Below are 16725 nucleotides of genomic sequence, written 5' to 3'. Positions count from 1 at the left end.
CACGATTCTCCGCGGCCAGGCCCTGGCTTACGTCACCGGGACCCCAGGACAAGGCCCGAGCCAGTGCCGAGCACGTGTCCTCAGGCCTTGGCCAGGGCCATGTCGCCGGGACGGATCCAGCCCTGGGCCCGCATGAACTCGCTAATGACCAGGGTCAGCAGCGCCGGGGCCAGGAAGTGGAACACCAGGAGGACCCCTAGAAGACTGCCGGGTGATGTCGTCGACGACATGGTCTGCCAGGTCATAATCTGGCCCACCAGGCCCGCTGAACCCATACCGGAGCCGATTGCGTTGCTCTCCAGGTGCAGCACCACCGTGGCCACGGGTCCCAGGATCGCTGAGGCCAGGGTCGGTGGAACCCAGATCAGCGGGTGGCGCACAATATTGGGTACCTGCAGCATGGAGGTGCCCAACCCCTGGGCCAGTAGCCCACCCCACCGGTTCTCCCGGAAGGAGGCCACCGCAAAACCCACCATCTGGGTGGTGCAGCCGATTGTGGACGCCCCTGCGGCCACGCCGGACAGGCCCAGGATCACCCCCAGGGCGGCCGAGGAGATCGGCAGGGTCAGGACCATCCCCATGATAACGGCGACAATGACCCCCATGAGCAGGGGCTGGCGTTCGGTGCCCCAGTTGACCAGGTCGCCCAGCGCCGTCATGCCCTCGCTAATGGGCGGTCCCACCAGCAGGCCCACCGCCCCGCCGACGGCGACGCAGGCCAGGGGCGTGACCAGGATGTCCACCGGGGTGCGTCCGGAGACCGCGCGTCCGACCTCCACCGCCGTGTAGGCGGCCAGGAAGGCCCCCAGCGGCTCACCGGGACCGCGTAGGACCAGGGCGGTGCCGACGCCGTCGGTCACGAGCGTGGTCCCGGCCAGGAGGCCGGAGGCCAGGGCCCCGACCTGCCCGGCCACGGCCGCGGAGACGACGACAAAGGTGTCCGCCCCCAGGCGCCGGGCCGTGCCCAGGCCGATGCCCGCACCGGTCACCGAGGTCGCCACCCGCCCCAGGAGGGTCAGGCTGGTACCTGCTGCCCCGGGCAGGAGACCGCCGACCTGCGTGAGGATAGTGCCGATAATGAGGGTCCCGAACAGGCCGTGGGCCATGCCGGTCAGGCCCTCGATAAAGAGGCGGTGCGCCCAGGAGCGCAGGTAGGTGATAGCAGGGTGGGCACCCTGTGGTGGGGTTGGACGGGTGGACCCCTGGGGCGGGTCGGCGGCGCCAGGGTGGCCGGAACCTGCTGAGGTCTTGGCCGGGACCGGGTCGGCGGTGGGTAGGGGTGCTGAAGGGGTGCTCATACGCGGCTCCTGCTCTTCTACTGTCATGACAGCTGTCAAGACAGTAGGAGTCTACGACCTTCCGGTCCTCACCCCAGTGTGAGTGTGTTCATACTTCTGGCTGGAGAGGTTGGGTGGGCGTGTGCTGCCGGCCCTGCGCGTGTTCGTGCTCCTGTCGGGGGAGTGCTGGTGGGCGGGTCTTAGGTGCGGGGCCCTACCGATCCCCCGGACCCGGGCCTACGGGCCATGCCATGCATGCGCGGCGGGGGGCCTGCTGGCCCCCGGGCCCGGGCCTACTCCGGCTCCCGGGTGAGGCCCAGGGCCTCCAGGCGGGCGACGGCGTCGTCCAGGATCTCCTCGCTGGGGGCCTCCAGGGTGTGCGTGTGCCAGCCGTTGGTGAGCTCGGCCAGGGTGGAGGAGACGGGCAGGCGCCCCAGGAAGGCCCGGACGTCCTCAGGGGTGCGCAGGTGGAGGTCCACGGTGATCTGCCCGTAGAGGCGGTGCTCGATGGAGGTGTCCAGCAGCCAGGCCCCGGCGCCGATAACGGCGGTGACCTCCGCCTCGATCTGGGCGCGGGTGTGCTGGACGAACACGGTGCGACGCGGCAGCGTGGCCGGGCGGGCCAGGAGGTAGCCGCGGCTGGTGGCCAGGACGGGGGTGCCGGAGGAGCGCAGGAGGGCGACGTCGCCCACAATGACCTGGCGGGAGACGCCCAGCTCCTCGCCCAGGGTGGTGGCGGACACCGGCGTCGTGGTCCCGCTCAGGCGTTCCACAATGCGGTGGCGGCGGGTGGGTGCGTCCATACTGTCTCCTGGGCGTCTCCTCGCGGGCGGACCGGGGCCGGTGGTGCCAGCCGTGCGCCGGGGGAGTGCGGATCCCCTCGCACCGCGGGCTGGGTGCCGACCGTAGCACGGGTGGCGACACGCCGGGGAGAGGCGGCCGCGGGGAGCGGTTTTGCGACCTGTGTCCCCAGGGTGTGGATTCATGGGGGCGACGGCGGGGCCGGAGCCTGTGGCTAACGGCGGACGGCTCGTGCCGACCCTTTGGGGGGAGCGTCGTTCCGCGGGAGCCTCATCATCCGCACCAGGCGCCCGCCCGGCCGCCGGCAGGCCGGTGCGGGTGCGTTGTCCACCGGTTCTCCACAGGTTCTCCAAGTGTGTCCACAGGAAGGGGGGCTACTGTACACAGGGCTTGGCCTAACACATCATCTAGGGGTGGTGGCGGCCTCGCACCACTAGGGGTAGTGTTTAGTCCCGTACGGGAGGCCCGCCCTCCCGCCGACCACATCCGTACCGCACCCCCCGGTGGACCCCCTGGCGGGGCACGGGCCGGACGGCACCGACGACTCCCAGGAAGGGTCCAGCATGGCGATCACTGTCTACTCCAAGCCCAACTGCGTTCAGTGCAACGCTACCTACCGGGCTCTGGACAAGGCTGGCCTGTCCTACCAGACCGTGGACATCTCCCTCGACGTCGAGGCCCTGGAGCAGGTCAAGGCCCTGGGCTACGTCCAGGCGCCGGTGGTCATGGCCGGTGGTGAGCACTGGTCCGGTTACCGCCCCGACAAGATCAAGGGTCTCGTCCTGGCCGCCCAGGAGCTGGCCGTCGCCGTCTGAGGGGTGGCGGTGGACGACGCGGGCAGCCAGCCGCTCCTGGTCTACTTCTCCTCCACCTCGGAGAACACGCACCGGTTCGTGGGCAGGCTCGGCTACCCCACGGCGCGCATCCCCCTGCGGCGTACCGAGGCGCCGCTGCGGGTGGACCGCGAGTACGTGCTCGTGGTCCCCACCTACGGTGGCGGCGCCGTCAAGGGGGCCGTGCCCAAGCAGGTCATCACCTTCCTCAACGACCCTCACAACCGGTCGCTGTGCCGGGGCGTCATCGCCTCGGGAAACACCAACTTCGGCAAGGCCTACGGTATTGCCGGTGACATTATCGCCAGTAAGGTGGGGGTGCCCTTCCTGTACCGCTACGAGCTGCTGGGGACGCCCTCCGACGTCGAGCGCGTCAAGCAAGGATTGGACAAGTTTTGGCAGACACTCTGACGGACACCGGCCTGGAGCCGGTGTCCTCCCCCGAGCTGGACTACCACGCCCTCAACGCCAGGCTGAACCTCTACGACGCCAACGGGCTCATCCAGTTCGACGCCGACCACGAGGCCGCCCGCCAGTACTTCCTCCAGCACGTCAACCAGAACACCGTCTTCTTCCACGACCTGGAGGAGAAGCTGGAGTACCTGGTGGAGGAGGGGTACTACGAGGCCCGCGTCCTGGACCGGTACAACCCGGAGTTTGTCAAGAGGCTGTTCAAGGCGGCGTACGCCCACAGGTTCCGGTTCGAGACATTCCTGGGGGCATTCAAGTACTACACCTCCTACACGCTCAAGACATTTGACGGCAAGCGCTACCTGGAACGGTTCGAGGACCGCGTCTCCATGGTGGCCCTCACGCTGGCCGACGGCGACGAGCAGCTGGCGCTCGACCTGGTCGAGGAGATGATGACCGGGCGCTTCCAGCCGGCCACGCCCACCTTCCTCAATGAGGGCAAGGCCCAGCGCGGGGAGCCTGTCTCCTGCTTCCTGGTGCGTATCGAGGACAATATGGAGTCGATCGCCCGCGGCATTAACTCCGCCCTCCAGCTGTCCAAGCGCGGCGGCGGCGTGGCCCTGCTGCTGAGCAACCTGCGTGAGATGGGCGCCCCCATTAAGCGCATCGAGAACCAGTCCAGCGGCGTCGTCCCGGTCATGAAGCTGCTGGAGGACTCCTTCTCCTACGCCAACCAGCTGGGGGCCAGGCAGGGCGCGGGGGCCGTGTACCTCCACGCTCACCACCCCGACATTATGCGGTTCCTGGACACCAAGCGCGAGAACGCCGACGAGAAGATCCGCATTAAGACGCTCTCCCTGGGCGTGGTCATCCCCGACATCACCTTCGAGCTGGCCCGCAACAACGAGGACATGTACCTGTTCAGCCCCTACGACGTCGAGCGCGTCTACGGGCTCCCGTTCGCCGACGTCAACGTCACGGAGAAGTACCGTGAGATGGTCGACGACGGGCGGATCAAGAAGAAGAAGGTCAACGCCCGGCTCTTCTTCCAGACCCTGGCCGAGATCCAGTTCGAGTCGGGATACCCCTACGTCATGTTCGAGGACACGGTCAACCGCGCCAACCCGATCGCGGGCAAGGTGGTCATGTCCAACCTGTGCTCGGAGATCCTGCAGGTATCCGAGCCCAGCGTGCTGAGAGAGGATCTGTCCTTTGAGCACGTGGGCAAGGACATCGCCTGCAACCTGGGGAGCCTCAACATTGCCAAGGCATTTGACTCCCCGGACTTCGCCCGCACGGTGCGCACCGCGGTGCGCGGCCTGACGGCGGTGAGCGACCAGACGCACCTGCCCAGCGTCCCCTCCATCGACCGCGGCAACCGCGAGTCCCACGCGATCGGCCTGGGGCAGATGAACCTGCACGGCTTCCTAGCGCGTGAGCGCATCCACTACGGCAGCGCCGAGGCCCTGGACTTTACCAACGTCTACTTCGCCTCCGTGCTGTACGCGGCACTGAGCGCCTCCAACGAGCTGGCTACGGAGCGCGGGGAGAGCTTTGTGGGATTTGAGGACTCCGCCTACGCCAGCGGCGAGTTCTTTGAGAAGTACGTGACCCAGGACTTCGTGCCGGTCACGCAGAGGGTCAAGGAGCTCTTTGAGCGCTCATCCGTCCACGTGGCCACCCGCGAGGACTGGGCCGCGCTGGCCGAGCGGGTCAGGCGGGGCGGCCTGTACAACCGCAACCTCCAGGCGGTGCCACCCACCGGCTCCATCTCCTACATCAACAACTCGACGTCCTCCATCCACCCGATCGTGGCCAAGATCGAGATCCGCAAGGAGGGGAAGATCGGGCGCGTCTACTACCCGGCGCCTTTCATGACGAACGACAACCTGGAGTACTACCAGGACGCCTACGAGATCGGGCCCGAGAAGATTATCGACACCTACGCCGCGGCCACCCAGCACGTGGACCAGGGGCTGAGCCTGACGCTCTTCTTCCCGGACACCGCCACCACGCGGGACGTCAACCGGGCCCAGATCTACGCCTGGCGCAAGGGGATCAAGACCCTGTACTACATCCGCCTGCGTCAGGCCGCCCTGACCGGCACCGAGGTCCAGGGCTGCGTGAGCTGCATGCTGTGAGCCGGTCCCGGCAGCACCCCGGGGGCGGTGGCCAGCAGGCCCTCCCCGGGCCAGCCGTACGCCCGGGCGCTCACTCGGCCAGCAGGTAGGCGCGGTTGCGGCTGGTGGGCGGTGCCGTGGCGACGACCAGGCCCTCACCGACCAGCTCACGCAGGAGCGGCCGCAGGGCACTGAGGGACCTGCCGGTCCGCTCGGCAATGACCTGGATACTGACGGCCTCACGGGAGTCAAGGACGGACAGGACCTCCCACATGGCCCCGGTGCTCGCAATGCGGTGCTTCAGGTTGGCCAGCACGTAGGGCCCGTCGTTCATGCCCACCAGCAGGCCTTCCTCGACGATCCTCCCCAGGAGGTCGCGGATATCGTCGGAGTCCATGCCGAGGTTGCGGCGTACGTCTACCACCCGCACCCTGCCGTCACGGCGGGCGAGCGCCAGGACGGACTCCGCCCGTGCGTCCCGTGGCGCGCCGGGGAGGGAGTCGAGCCACGCTCGCACCTGGGGGTCAAGCAGGCCGAAGCGGGACAGCCTGACCACCACCCGGTCAATCGTCGTCGCCTCGTAGTCAGGTGCGGGAAGACCCTGCTGGCGCATGGCGCTGATCATGCGCGGGACACCCGTGCCGGCGGCCTCGGCGACCATGCCCGTGCCGTGAGGACGCGGGATGCTGCGCAGGAGGTTCGCCAGGACCTTGTTGCGGGAGACGGGAACCCCCTCATCCAGGTTGCCCACGGTCCTGCCCCCGTAGAGCCCGCCCGGGTTCCCTACCTCGACCCGGTCCTGGTAGACGTCCACCGATACCGTCTGCCCCTCGGCCTGCGCGGAGTAGTCCCGGTGCATGACCGCATTGGTAATAGCCTCCCGCAGGACGTCCTCAGGTACCTCCAGCACGTCCTCGGCCAGTGTCCCCCGGACGACTCGGCGCCGACGCAGGTTGCGGGCCACCGCGGCGACGGCGTCGTCCACCATGAGTGGCACGGGTCCGTCACAGGCCTGGCGGTCGATAAAGCGCACGCTGTCCTCCTGGGACTTGGTGGTGCCGGGGTGCACGCACACGTCCACGACGAGACGGGGGAACTCCTGCTGCGGGTAGGCTGCCAGGGTCACGTATCCGGCGAAGGTGGGGACGCCGTCGCGCGTGAGGATATTGAGCCGTTGAAGGGCTGCGACCTGGTTGCCCTCGTCAATACCGTCGAGGACGTGCGACCTGCTGGTGCGCAGCTCGGCCAGGAGACGGTCCACGCTCCGGGGGTCAAGATCCTCAAGAGCGGCGCCTGTGACGGGGGCGCGGTCCGTGGTGTCCTCGACCCGGCGGCTCATGAGCGCGTACACCTCGTAGGACGACAGGCGGATGTCGTGACAGCCTCACTCTACACAGTGAGGCCCTCACTTTATACAGTGACAGCCTCACTGTGTAGAGTGAGGAGCCTGTTCTATAGAGTGAGGTCGTCGTCTTGTGCACTGAGGAGGCGATCTCACCCACTGACGGGCTGGCTCGGCCAGTGAGGCAGTGCGTGCGGTGAGGCTGACGGCTGCGGCGTGAGGGCGTGCGCAGTGGGCGTCGACCAGCACCGTACGCGGGACCGCCCGGCGTAGGACCGAGTACGGGGCTGCCCCGCGTACGGCGAGTACCTGCGGGTGTCAACCGGAGCGTCCGGGTACCTGACGGTCCCGCGCGGTGAGCGTTTGCGGCAGGCTCCTGCTGGGTATGCCCACGCAGGGTGACGGCCCCGCGCGGTGAGCGTTTGCGCCACGGCGGGTGGTGATGGAGGTGACGCGACCGACGGTCCTGCGCGCGGTGAGCGTTTGCCGACCGGTTCGAGCCAGGCTACCGTGAGCGGGCTAGGACCTACAGCCCAAAGGACTCCCATGCGTATTACTTCCCTGTCCGCCCTGCCCGTCGCCGTCCTGCTGGTGGCCTCCCTGACCGCCTGCTCCGGTGGCTCCCAGGGCACCGACGCCGAAGCCAGCGGCTCCTCGGCGTCCACGACTGCGGACCCGTCCGCCTCAGCCGAGGCGGATGCCACGACGTCGGCCGATGCGTCCGCCTCTACCGGGGCATCGGCTGCCACCAGCTCAGATCCCACCTCCGCCGGAGGGAGCGCGAGCGGGACGCTGGAGGGCAAGCTGACGTTCACGGCCCCGTCCGGGTTCACGCTCGACAACCAGTACTCGGACTCCCTGGAGTTCCTGAGCGCGGACAGGAACCAGCGCATTGTGGTCGGCTTCTCGACGGCCCCCGGCGGCGCCACGGCCGAGGACATTGCCAAGCAGGCCACCGCCAGCAACGTCTCCGACTCGAGCGGAACGCCCGCTGCCGTCACCGCCGACGGCACCGTTGACCTGGGCGGGCACAAGGCCGATGTCTTCACCACGTGCGGGACGAAGGACAAGGAATCGGTGTGCGCACGCATAGCGATCGCCACCGAGGGCAGCACCATGACCGCCCTCATGTGGACCACCAGGGTCCGCGACGGCGGCCAGGCCGCCCCCGTGTCCGCTGACGAGTTCAAGGCTGCCGCGGCTGGCCTGAAGGGGTAAGGGCGCCCACGGGGTAAGGGCGCCCAAGGCGCTGCTCCCGGCGTGGGCCGCCGACGTGCCCGTCACGTTCGCCCGTGGCCACCGCCTTCCGCGCTGCTCCCGGCGTGGGCTGCCGATGTCCCTCACCGCACCGTTGTGAGGGTGTCGCGAGGACCCGACCTGGCGCCCCGGCTACCCCGCCCAGATCCCATACCTCACCGGTGGTCGCGAGGACTCGGCACTTCAAACATACCTTAACGCGCACACTAGACCCTGCCGGTGGTCGTGGGGAGGACCTATGGTCCCGCCCACCGGTTCCGCGGAGCAGGCCAGCCTGGTGGTGGTTGCGAGGGCCTGTCGTTGGGCTATCAATGAACGCTACCTTAAGGAGGTGAACGCCGTTTTGAGGAGATAGACGCTGTCTCGGAACTGTGAACACTCTATCGGAGAGGTGAACGCCATCTAGGGAATATGAACGCCGCCTAGGTGTGCGTTTATCTCCTCAAAATGGCGTTCACCTGTCTAAAGTAGCGTTCACTCGCCCAAGATGGCGTTCACCTCCCTGAGATGGCGTTTTACAGCGGCGGCCAGCAGCCCCAGGCGGCGGGGTGGGTGGTCTGGGTGTGGTTGTCGGGTTTCTGTGCGGGGTGCGCCCGGCGGTGCGGGGTGCGCCTGGCGGTCCGCACAGCGCGGACTGCCGAGCACGTCATCGGACGACCCCGGAAGCCACACCCAAGCGCCCACCCCACACAGCACGCCCCACCGGACACCCCACCCCGACAGACCCCGGTCTCCTAGGCCGCTCCCGGCACACGACCCAGGACAGCTCCACTCCGCCCCGAGACACCCCCAACAGACCAGGCACCTCCCCGCAGCCGCCTTCTAAGTCTTCTGGGAAGGTGACCAACTGCCCACAATGGGCCCTCTAGGACGGGGACTTGGTGGAGGCCACGCAGCCGTTGGGGGCGATGAGGGACTCGCCTGCCGCCAGGACCCGCATGGCGTCGTCGCTCAGGATCGACGAGTTGTACTCACTGCCCAGGACCACCGAGATCGTCGTGTCGGTGGGGTCAGCCGTCGCGTCGATCTGGACGGTGACATTGCCGGTGAAGGCGCGGGCCATGGTGTAGGCGTTGACCAGCCCGGCGTTGGAGGCGGTAATGAGGATGTCGCCGTCGTAGGAGCCCTGCGGCCAGTTCGTGGTGTTGGCCACGGTCACCCCGGCGGACGAGAGCGTCTTGGCGACGTCACCGGCCAGGCCGGCGGTCTCGCTGCCGTTGTAGACGTTGGCGGTAATGCTGGAGAGCTCCACGCTCACCGCGCCGCTGGGCGGGCAGACCGGGGGCGTCGCGGGGTCCTTGGGCGTGGCGCTGGAGAAGCCCGGTTCGTAGAGGACCGGGACGACGCCGGACCACATGCCCATGGCCAGGACCGCCACCAGGGCCATGCCAGCCAGGAGGGATCCGATGACAATGGTCTGGCGGCGCTGCATACGACGGCGGTAGGCAACTCGAGGGTCCACGGGGGTGCTCACACCCCCACAGTAGTGTCTTGGCCTACGGTCTGAAACACTTTCGGGACGGGACGCGGCGGGTGTCGGGCACAGGGTGCGCGTCACAGGTGCGGGGATACCGGTAGCGGGGGGTGCGCCGTCGGCGACGTACCTTCGTTACGGGAGACGTACTGTAGAGGTCGTCTAGGGTACGTCCCCCATGACTAGGGTACGTCTTCCGTCACTAAGGTACGTTCGAGGCGCGGGGAGCAGCCGGCGCGGTGCGTACGCTCCCGTGGCTTACGGTACGTTCCCGGCGGCAGGCGGGAAGGCGGCGGCCTGCGCCAGACGGGGCCGGCTCCCCCGCTGCACCCACCAGCCCCGGCCGGGGCGCAGGCGCTCGGGGCGCACCCCCGGCAGGCTGCCCTCCCCGCGCTCCCCGTCCATGAGGAAGCTGGTGGCGCCGCCGTCGCGCAGGGCCTGGAGGACCTGGTCGTACACGGCCTGCGTCCCCGCCGCCGCGCGGCTCACCACCACGCTGAGCCGCAGCTCGCGCGAGGAGGGCAGGTAGGCCGCCAGCGGTCCCAGGGGCCCGCGCCCCCCGGAGGCGACGGCGTCGTAGTCATCGACCACGAGCACGATCTGCGGCCCGGCGACCGGCCGCCCCTGCCCCAGGGCGCCAGCCCGCCGCTCCAGCTCGGAGGCGATCGAGGAGGACAGCGCGACCGCCGTCGTCTCGGAGGTGGCGTGCCCCCCCAGGTACTCCTCCGGGCAGGCGGACACCACGCTATGGCTTACGTCATAGAGGGCGATGACGAGCTCATCGGGCCGACGGCGCTCCACCAGCCCCCTGACCACGCCCCGCAGCACCGTGGACTTCCCGCACCCGGCGTCCCCGAGCACCAGCAGGTGGGGGTCGCGGTGGCCCAGGTCCAGGAGCACCTCCTCCAGGGTGTCCTGGAACAGGCCCAGGGGGAGGCGGTCGGGCTGGGCAAGAGGGCCGGACAGGCTCGCGGGGTCGATGACGTCGGGCAGGACCCGCACCGGGGCGGGGCGGGGCCCCTTCCAGGAGGCGGCCATCTCCGAGGCGAGGGCCTCCAGGGCGTCACCCACGTCCCCGCCCGCGGCGCCAATGCCGCCCGCGCCGCCCGCAGCGCCAACGACACCGGGCCCGCCGCTGGCGCCTCCGGGCCCGCCTCCCGCAGCGCCAACGGCACCCGCGCCTCCCGCGGCGTCGGCCCGCGTGCCCCCGGTCCCCACGGACTCCACCGGCAGGGACACCTGGGCGAACAGCTGGTCGGGCAGCAGCGCCCGGCCCGGCGTGCCCGCCCTCAGGGTCGCCGACAGCCTCCCGGAGACCGCCGAGTCGGCCGGGTCGGTCAGGCGCAGCTCCAGCCACGTCCCCACCAGGGGGTGCTGGGAGACGCGCAGCTCGTTGCTGCGGGTCATGGTCGCCACCACGTGGACCCCCAGGCCCCCGCCCCGGCGCAGCAGCTCGTCGAGCGGCCCCTCCAGCTCCTCGAAGTCCGCCCTCAGCCGCCCGACGCCGTCGACCAGGAGCACAATGTCGGCGCTGGCCAGCTCGGGTATCCGCCCGGCGGCGTGCTCGGAGCGCAGCATCTCCAGGGAGTCAATGTGGTGACGGGCGAAGGCGCGCTCACGGGCCTCGAGCGTGCCCACCACCTCGTCCATGACCCGCCGCATCCGGCCGCGGTCGCCCCGGGTGGCCACCCCGCCCACGTTGGGCAGGGTGCTCAGGCGCGCCAGGGACCCCCCGGTGGCGTCCAGGCCGTAGAAGGCCAGGCGGGCAGGGCTGGTGGTCAGCGCCGCCGAGGTCGCCAGCGTCCACAGCAGGGTGGTGCGCCCGCTGCGGGGGGCGCCCACCACCGCCACGTGCCCGCCTCCGACGCCCAGGTCCAGCAGCCACGGCTCCTGACGGTGACGGGTGGGGTCGTCGCTCAGGCCAATGGGGACGGTAGGCCGCAACCCCGCCGCCCACGGCGCCCCCGCCGTCTCCGGGGCCTGCACGACGCCGTCGGAGCGCACCAGCGGCGCGCCGTAGACCTGGGGCAGGCACAGGCGGCGCGGCAGCGGGGGCAGCCACACGGGCGCCACCGCCGTCCCCCGCCCCCGCAGCCGGCGCACCACCGTGTCCACCACGCTCACCCGGGCGCTCCGGCCCCGCCGGGCGGGTGCGGTGCCGATGGGCCCGGGCGTGGCGGACAGGCCGTTGTAGGCGCCCAGCAGCGCGGGCCCGCAGCGGCTGGCCTCCGCGGGCTGGGGCAGATCCTCCTCCAGGTTCCCCACGGGGCCCGAGACGTAGCCGGAGCGGAACCGGGTGTACACCGAGGTGTCGACCTTCAGGTAGCCGAACCCGGGGGCGGCGGGCAGGTGGAAGGCGTCGTCCGTGCCCAGGACGGCGCGGGACTCGGCCTCGGTGAAGGTCCGCAGGCAGATCCGGTAGGACAGGTAGGCCTCCAGCCCCCGCAGCCGGTCGGCCTCGACCCTCTGGGAGGACAGCAGCAGGTGGACCCCCACGGAGCGGCCGATCCGCCCGATCGCCAGCAGGAGGTCCACGAAGTCGGGGTTGACGGCCACCAGGTCGCTGAACTCGTCGATGACGATCAGCAGGTGGGGCATGGGGGGCATGGCCGCCTCCTCCGCCCTCAGCCTGCGGTAGCGGGTGATGTCCGGGCAGTTCCCGGCGTCGCGCAGCTGCTCCTGACGGCGGATCACCTCCCCCACGATCGCGGCCCGGGCCCGCTCCACCAGGGCCGCGTCCTTGCCCAGGTTGTCAATGAGCCCCGCCACGTGGGGCAGGGAGGCGAAGGGCGCGAAGGTGGCCCCGCCCTTGTAGTCCATGAGGACCATGGACAGGTCCTCCGGGGGGTGGGTGGCGGCCAGCGCCGTCACCAGGGTACGCAGCATCTCGGACTTGCCCGAGCCGGTGGCCCCCACGCACAGGCCATGGGGACCCACCCCCAGCTGCGCGGACTCCTTGAGGTCCAGGTAGACCGGGGCCCCGGAGTCGTCGCTGCCCACGGGGACCCGCAGGAAGTCCCGCAGGGGGCGGGGCGCCCAGCTGGTAGCGGTGTCAATGCCGCCGGGGTCGCCGACCTCCAGCAGGTCGCCGACGGCGGCCTCCTGCCCGCCCGGGCCCTGCCCGTCCCCCGAGGTACCCAGCCAGAAGGGGGCGAGCGCCCGGGCCACGCCCTCGGCCAGGGCGGGGCCCACCCGGTCGGGACGGCACAGCGCCTTGACGGGGCAGCAGGCCCGCCCCGGCCCGCCGCCGCCCCGGGGCCGCAGGTCCTCAATGAGGACGTCGCCGTCCACGCGCACCGTCAGGCGCACCCCCAGGCCCGGGGGCTCGTGGCGCCGGTCGGTCACCAGGTGGATGACGGTGGCGCCCACGTCGGCCGGGGTCAGCGTGGCCTCGGGCAGAGGCAGGGGCAGGGCGTCACCGTGGTCCTCGATGACCACCACCAGGCGCGGTCCGGGGAAGGCCGGCTGGCCGGGCAGCCGGGTGCGGCAGACCGTGGTGGTCTCGGCCGCCTCCCGCAGCTCGGCGCCCAGCAGCCCGGCCAGCTCCCCCACCGAGGGGGCCACCCGGCGTCGGAAGACCGGGCCGTCCAGCTCGGTGCGCATCCTGAGGTGGGGCAGGCGCGACACGCAGTCCCAGGCCTGCTCCCGCTCCTGGGGGAAGACCAGGGCCAGGTGGAGGTCCTCGGGGGCGTGGAGGACCGCCGCCTGGGTGACAAGGGCCCGTGCCAGCGCCGTGGTCGCCTCCCGCGGCCCCACCACCGCCACCTCCCCGGCGCAGTCGAGGTCCAGGGTGGCGGGCAGGTCCGGCTGGAGGGCGTGGCGGCCGGCCAGGACCTGCGCCTCGAGGACGAGCATGGGGTCCAGCTCGGCGGGCAGGGTCCGGGGCATGGACACCAGGGGGTTGGCGGCCTCCGCGGTACCCACGCGGACCTGCAGGAAGTCGGGGTCGTGGCGGCGTCGCTCCCAGCGGCGGGCCCGGGAGGTGGCCCACACGGCCAGGGCGGTGGGCTCGGGGTGGGTCGCGAAGGCCTGGCGCCGCAGCTCCCGGCCGACCTCGCCGGCTTGGTGGTCGATCTCGTCGAGGGCCTCCAGGTAGCGTTCGCGGCGGTCGTGGCGCTCCTGGCCCTGCCCGGCCCGGCGGGAGAGCTGGGCGGCCAGCACCCCCAGCACCGTCAGGGCCATGACGAAGGCCCCCAGCAGCGCGAACACCGGCTTGGAACGCAGCACGGTCATCATGACCAGGGCGCTGGCGGCCCCCACCAGGAGGACGAGCATCTGGAAGGGGACGCTCTGGCGGGTGCCGGTCTCCCTCAGGGGCGGAGGGGGCGGGATCTCCAGGGGCGGCGGCGCGCTCACCGGGAGGGTCGTCCGGCCCGGGCGGGTCACGGTGCGGATCATGGGGCCTCCCGGTACGGGGTGGTCCTGCTCCCCGGTGCCGGGACGGCCGGGTCCCGGTGGGTGACCCGGCGGGCGCAGGAGGCCACGACGTCGGCGGCCAGGTGGGTCATGTCGCGCGCCGCCCGCGGCCCCACCAGCCCCGGGGGCGTCGTGCGTCCCGTGGCCGCGCCCTCCAGGTGCCGGTCGAAGGCGATCATGTGCTCCCCGGGCGCCAGCGGCGGGACGAGCGGGTTCGCGGTGGTGGCCACCACCACGTGGAGGACGTGGGCGGGGCAGGGGGTGCCCGCCAGCCCGGAGCGCAGGCCGTCGGCACGCTGCCGCCCGCGCTCGACGTCCTCGCGGCGCGCGGGGCAGACCAGCACCACGACGTCGTGGACCAGGGCCATGGCCCCTAGCGTGGCCAGGGGGAGGGGGTCGGTCTCGGTCAGGACGAGGTCGAAGAACCGGGCCAGGGCGCGCCGGGCGCCGGTCCACTGCGCCGTCGCGGTCTCGGTGCCGTTCAGCGGCGGCAGGCGCAGGCAGGACATGAGGCCGTCGGGGCCGGTGCTGGCCAGCTCGCGCGCCTGGGCGGTGGTGCCCACGCGGGGTACGCCCTGGGGCCAGGTGTCCGGGTCCCCGGGCGGGTCGTCGTCCGGGTCCGGCACCCGGGGCGTACCGGCGGCTCCCGGGCCTGGCGGGGGCCAGGTGCGCGAGCCCCTCACCCGGTCGGCGGCGCTGCGGGGCCCTGAGGAGCCTGAGAGCAGGAGCGCCGGCAGCCCCCGGGCACGTGAGATGATCGCCGTCAGCTGGAGCGCCAGGGTGGTGGCCCCGCAGCCCCGCCCCAGGGGGGCCACCAGGACCCGGCACGGCAGGGGCAGGGGGGTGCGCAGCGCGACGGCGTCCTGCTGGGCCTCTCGCCGTCCCCGGGCCGCACCGGTCAGCAGGATGCTGGCCAGGCTGGGGTGCTCGGAGGCCTTGGACGTGGCAATGAGGCCGCTCATGAGAACAGGCCCAGGAGGTAGGTGAAGACCCCTGCCAGGCCGCACAGCAGCGGGACGGTGGCCACCATGGTCAGGGACTCCAGGAGGTCGCACCCCTGGCCCATGCGGATCCGTACCCGCGCCGTCGGCCGGTAGAGGGCCGAGAGGGCCAGGAGCACCACGAGCCCCCCCAGCACGAGCACGCGGGTGGTCAGGGCGGGGACGGCGGAGAGCAGCAGCAGGAGGGGTGCCATGGCGCACACCCACATGGTGGCGACCTCGACGCGCAGGGGGAAGGCGCGGCTGCGCAGCAGCAGCAGGGCCGCCAGCGTCCCCGCCAGGGCGCGGGCCCAGGTGCTCGGCAGGCAGGCCAGGTCGGAGGCGGCCCAGGCGATGGCGACCGTCAGGAGCACGCAGGCGACCATCATGGAGTCGTGGGCGGCCACCAGGCTGCGCTGGACCCGCTCGCGCCGGGGCCGGGTGCCCGCCAGGACGTCGTGGTCCAGGCGGGAGAGCCCCGACAGGAGCAGGGCCATCCAGGGCAGCGCCCCGAGCAGGGCGGCCGCCGTCACCCCGAACACACCGCGGGCCAGCATATTGCCGGGGGCCAGGGCGGCGGCCGCGATCCACAGGACCTCCAGGCCCAGCCCGAGCGCGCCCCCGGCGGCCCACCCGGGACGTCCGCGACCGAGGGCGTAGACGGCCCCGGCGGCCAGGAGCGCCCCGAGCACGGTCCTGGCGTCCCGGGGCTCGGCCCCCGGGCTGGCGCACTTCCAGGCCAGGGGCAGCAGCCACCCCAGGCCGCTCCACGACAGCAGGGTGGCGAACCCCTGGGCGCGTCGTCCCAGCGCCCGGTGGGCCCCGGCCCCCAGGGCCACCGCCGCCAGGCCCGGCAGGACCAGGACCAGGGTGCTCCAGGACTCGCTCAGCCGCTCGACGCACATCCAGGCGGTGGCGGCGGTCAGGACGGCGGTGACCAGGCTGTAGCAGGTGATCCGGTCGGCCTCGGTGCGCCACCCCGGGTGGGACTCCGAGGCGTCGGCCAGGGCGTTGCTGATGTCCGTCACCTCGGTGGGCGGGGGCACGTCGTCGTCGGCGACCACGCGGATCACCTCGCCGTCCAGGACGTCCTGGGTCTCCAGGTCCTGCTCCAGGTCGATGACGTCCCCGTCCCAGCGGACCAGGGACAGGGGGCCGCCGGTCGGCTCGGTGTCCGCCCCCAGGAGGTGCAGGAGCCCAGGGAGGAAGGTGCCGACGGCCTCGTCGGAGGGCAGGACGGCCTCGGCGCGGGAGCTGGGGGTGACCATGGTCACGCGCGTGTAGTGGATCATCGCTTCTCCTTGGGGGCCGCGGCCGGTGCCGGGGAGGTGGAGGCGCGGGGCGTAGGGGCGCCTGAGGCGGTGCCTGGGGCCGTGGGCAGGGCGGAGGCGGCCGCGGTGGGGGGTGCCTCCGCCGCGGGCTGGGCCGGGGCGTCGGGTGCCTCCGCCTCGGGCGCCTCCGCGGCGGCCGTCTCGGCGGTGCCCGGGTGCTGGGGCGGCGGGTCCAGGTCCGCGGCCATGAAGGAGTAGCCCACGCAGGCCGCGCTCAGCCCGGCGGCGGCGACCAGGGAGGCGACCAGGAGCGGCAGGGAGCGCCTGACCGGTACCGGCTGGTGGCCGTACTGGAGCGCCTGCATGAGCCGCCTGGTGTGGAGGCGGGCGGAGTCCAGGACGGCGGAGTCGTTCTCATGCGGCACGGCGGGCTCCCGGTGCGGGGGCGTGGCGGGGGCGCCGGGAGCCCGTGAGGGCGCGCGGGGTGCTGGCGGCAGGGCGGGCGCCGTCGGCCCGCCCGTGGCGCAGGGGGTAGGTGGGCAC

Annotated in this window: 13 protein-coding genes; 4 read left to right on the top strand and 9 right to left on the bottom strand. The window is 71.8% G+C overall.

The window, feature by feature from the left end; translation table 11 throughout:
- Positions 1-80: 80 nt before the first annotated feature.
- Both C3V41_RS08995 and C3V41_RS08990 read right to left on the bottom strand, forming a co-directional pair.
- The gene (locus tag C3V41_RS08995; RefSeq protein WP_106109981.1) at positions 81-1298 is read right to left on the bottom strand and encodes a PTS transporter subunit IIC; all 1218 of its coding nucleotides are present in this window, start codon (positions 1296-1298) and stop codon (positions 81-83) included.
- A gap of 272 nt (positions 1299-1570) precedes the next feature.
- Positions 1571-2080, bottom strand: a complete 510-nt coding sequence (locus tag C3V41_RS08990; protein ID WP_106109980.1) for a transcription repressor NadR — start codon at positions 2078-2080, stop codon at positions 1571-1573.
- A 561-nt stretch (positions 2081-2641) separates the two neighbouring features.
- Between C3V41_RS08990 and nrdH the strand changes: the two genes are divergently transcribed.
- From nrdH to nrdE, 3 genes are read left to right on the top strand one after another with little or no spacing between them, the layout of a single operon-like run.
- Entirely contained in the window at positions 2642-2893 is a 252-nt protein-coding gene (gene nrdH / locus C3V41_RS08985) for a glutaredoxin-like protein NrdH (RefSeq protein WP_106109979.1), read from the top strand.
- A 9-nt stretch (positions 2894-2902) separates the two neighbouring features.
- Positions 2903-3322, top strand: coding sequence for a class Ib ribonucleoside-diphosphate reductase assembly flavoprotein NrdI (nrdI, locus tag C3V41_RS08980; RefSeq protein WP_106110778.1), 420 nt, complete (start codon positions 2903-2905; stop codon positions 3320-3322).
- Entirely contained in the window at positions 3307-5463 is a 2157-nt protein-coding gene (gene nrdE / locus C3V41_RS08975; RefSeq protein ID WP_106109978.1) for a class 1b ribonucleoside-diphosphate reductase subunit alpha, read from the top strand. Before nrdI ends, nrdE begins: the two co-directional genes overlap by 16 nt.
- 70 nt (positions 5464-5533) lie before the next feature.
- Here nrdE and C3V41_RS08970 read toward each other — a convergent pair whose 3' ends face one another.
- Positions 5534-6781, bottom strand: coding sequence for an ATP-binding protein (locus C3V41_RS08970; protein ID WP_106109977.1), 1248 nt, complete (start codon positions 6779-6781; stop codon positions 5534-5536).
- Positions 6782-7330: 549 nt separating this feature from the next.
- Here C3V41_RS08970 and C3V41_RS08965 point away from each other — a divergent pair.
- Positions 7331-8002 carry a hypothetical protein gene (locus C3V41_RS08965; RefSeq protein ID WP_106109976.1) on the top strand — a complete coding sequence of 224 codons (672 nt, stop codon included), beginning with the start codon at positions 7331-7333 and terminating at the stop codon, positions 8000-8002.
- Positions 8003-8906: 904 nt separating this feature from the next.
- Here C3V41_RS08965 and C3V41_RS08960 read toward each other — a convergent pair.
- The 6 genes from C3V41_RS08960 to C3V41_RS14245 all read right to left on the bottom strand — a co-directional run bounded on the left by C3V41_RS08960 (position 8907) and on the right by C3V41_RS14245 (position 16725).
- On the bottom strand, positions 8907-9515 hold the full coding sequence (locus C3V41_RS08960; protein WP_246741942.1) for a LytR C-terminal domain-containing protein: 609 nt from the start codon (positions 9513-9515) through the stop codon (positions 8907-8909).
- A 258-nt stretch (positions 9516-9773) separates the two neighbouring features.
- Positions 9774-13913 (bottom strand): type VII secretion protein EccCa, encoded by a 4140-nt coding sequence (gene eccCa / locus C3V41_RS08955; protein ID WP_106109975.1) that lies wholly within the window; start codon positions 13911-13913, stop codon positions 9774-9776.
- Positions 13910-14893, bottom strand: coding sequence for a hypothetical protein (locus tag C3V41_RS08950; protein WP_106109974.1), 984 nt, complete (start codon positions 14891-14893; stop codon positions 13910-13912). Before C3V41_RS08950 ends, eccCa begins: the two co-directional genes overlap by 4 nt.
- On the bottom strand, positions 14890-16203 hold the full coding sequence (locus C3V41_RS08945; RefSeq protein ID WP_106109973.1) for an EsaB/YukD family protein: 1314 nt from the start codon (positions 16201-16203) through the stop codon (positions 14890-14892). The genes C3V41_RS08950 and C3V41_RS08945 overlap by 4 nt, the downstream gene beginning before the upstream one ends.
- On the bottom strand, positions 16200-16607 hold the full coding sequence (locus tag C3V41_RS13150) for a hypothetical protein (RefSeq protein ID WP_165271620.1): 408 nt from the start codon (positions 16605-16607) through the stop codon (positions 16200-16202). Before C3V41_RS13150 ends, C3V41_RS08945 begins: the two co-directional genes overlap by 4 nt.
- Positions 16597-16725, bottom strand: a complete 129-nt coding sequence (locus C3V41_RS14245; RefSeq protein ID WP_302475972.1) for a hypothetical protein — start codon at positions 16723-16725, stop codon at positions 16597-16599. The genes C3V41_RS13150 and C3V41_RS14245 overlap by 11 nt, the downstream gene beginning before the upstream one ends.

It is taken from the genome of Actinomyces sp. oral taxon 897 (assembly GCF_002999235.1).
GTDB lineage: Bacteria > Actinomycetota > Actinomycetes > Actinomycetales > Actinomycetaceae > Actinomyces.
The sequence above is the reverse complement of the archived record's forward strand: the minus strand, read 5'-3'. Positions and strand labels throughout refer to the sequence as shown.

Coding starts and splice junctions, on each gene's coding strand:
- C3V41_RS08995 (WP_106109981.1), bottom strand. CDS start 1,298: ATGAGCACCCCTTCAGCACCCCTACCCACCGCCGACCCGGTCCCGGCC.
- C3V41_RS08990 (WP_106109980.1), bottom strand. CDS start 2,080: ATGGACGCACCCACCCGCCGCCACCGCATTGTGGAACGCCTGAGCGGG.
- nrdH (WP_106109979.1), top strand. CDS start 2,642: ATGGCGATCACTGTCTACTCCAAGCCCAACTGCGTTCAGTGCAACGCT.
- C3V41_RS08970 (WP_106109977.1), bottom strand. CDS start 6,781: ATGAGCCGCCGGGTCGAGGACACCACGGACCGCGCCCCCGTCACAGGC.
- C3V41_RS08965 (WP_106109976.1), top strand. CDS start 7,331: ATGCGTATTACTTCCCTGTCCGCCCTGCCCGTCGCCGTCCTGCTGGTG.
- eccCa (WP_106109975.1), bottom strand. CDS start 13,913: ATGATCCGCACCGTGACCCGCCCGGGCCGGACGACCCTCCCGGTGAGC.
- C3V41_RS08950 (WP_106109974.1), bottom strand. CDS start 14,893: ATGAGCGGCCTCATTGCCACGTCCAAGGCCTCCGAGCACCCCAGCCTG.
- C3V41_RS08945 (WP_106109973.1), bottom strand. CDS start 16,203: ATGATCCACTACACGCGCGTGACCATGGTCACCCCCAGCTCCCGCGCC.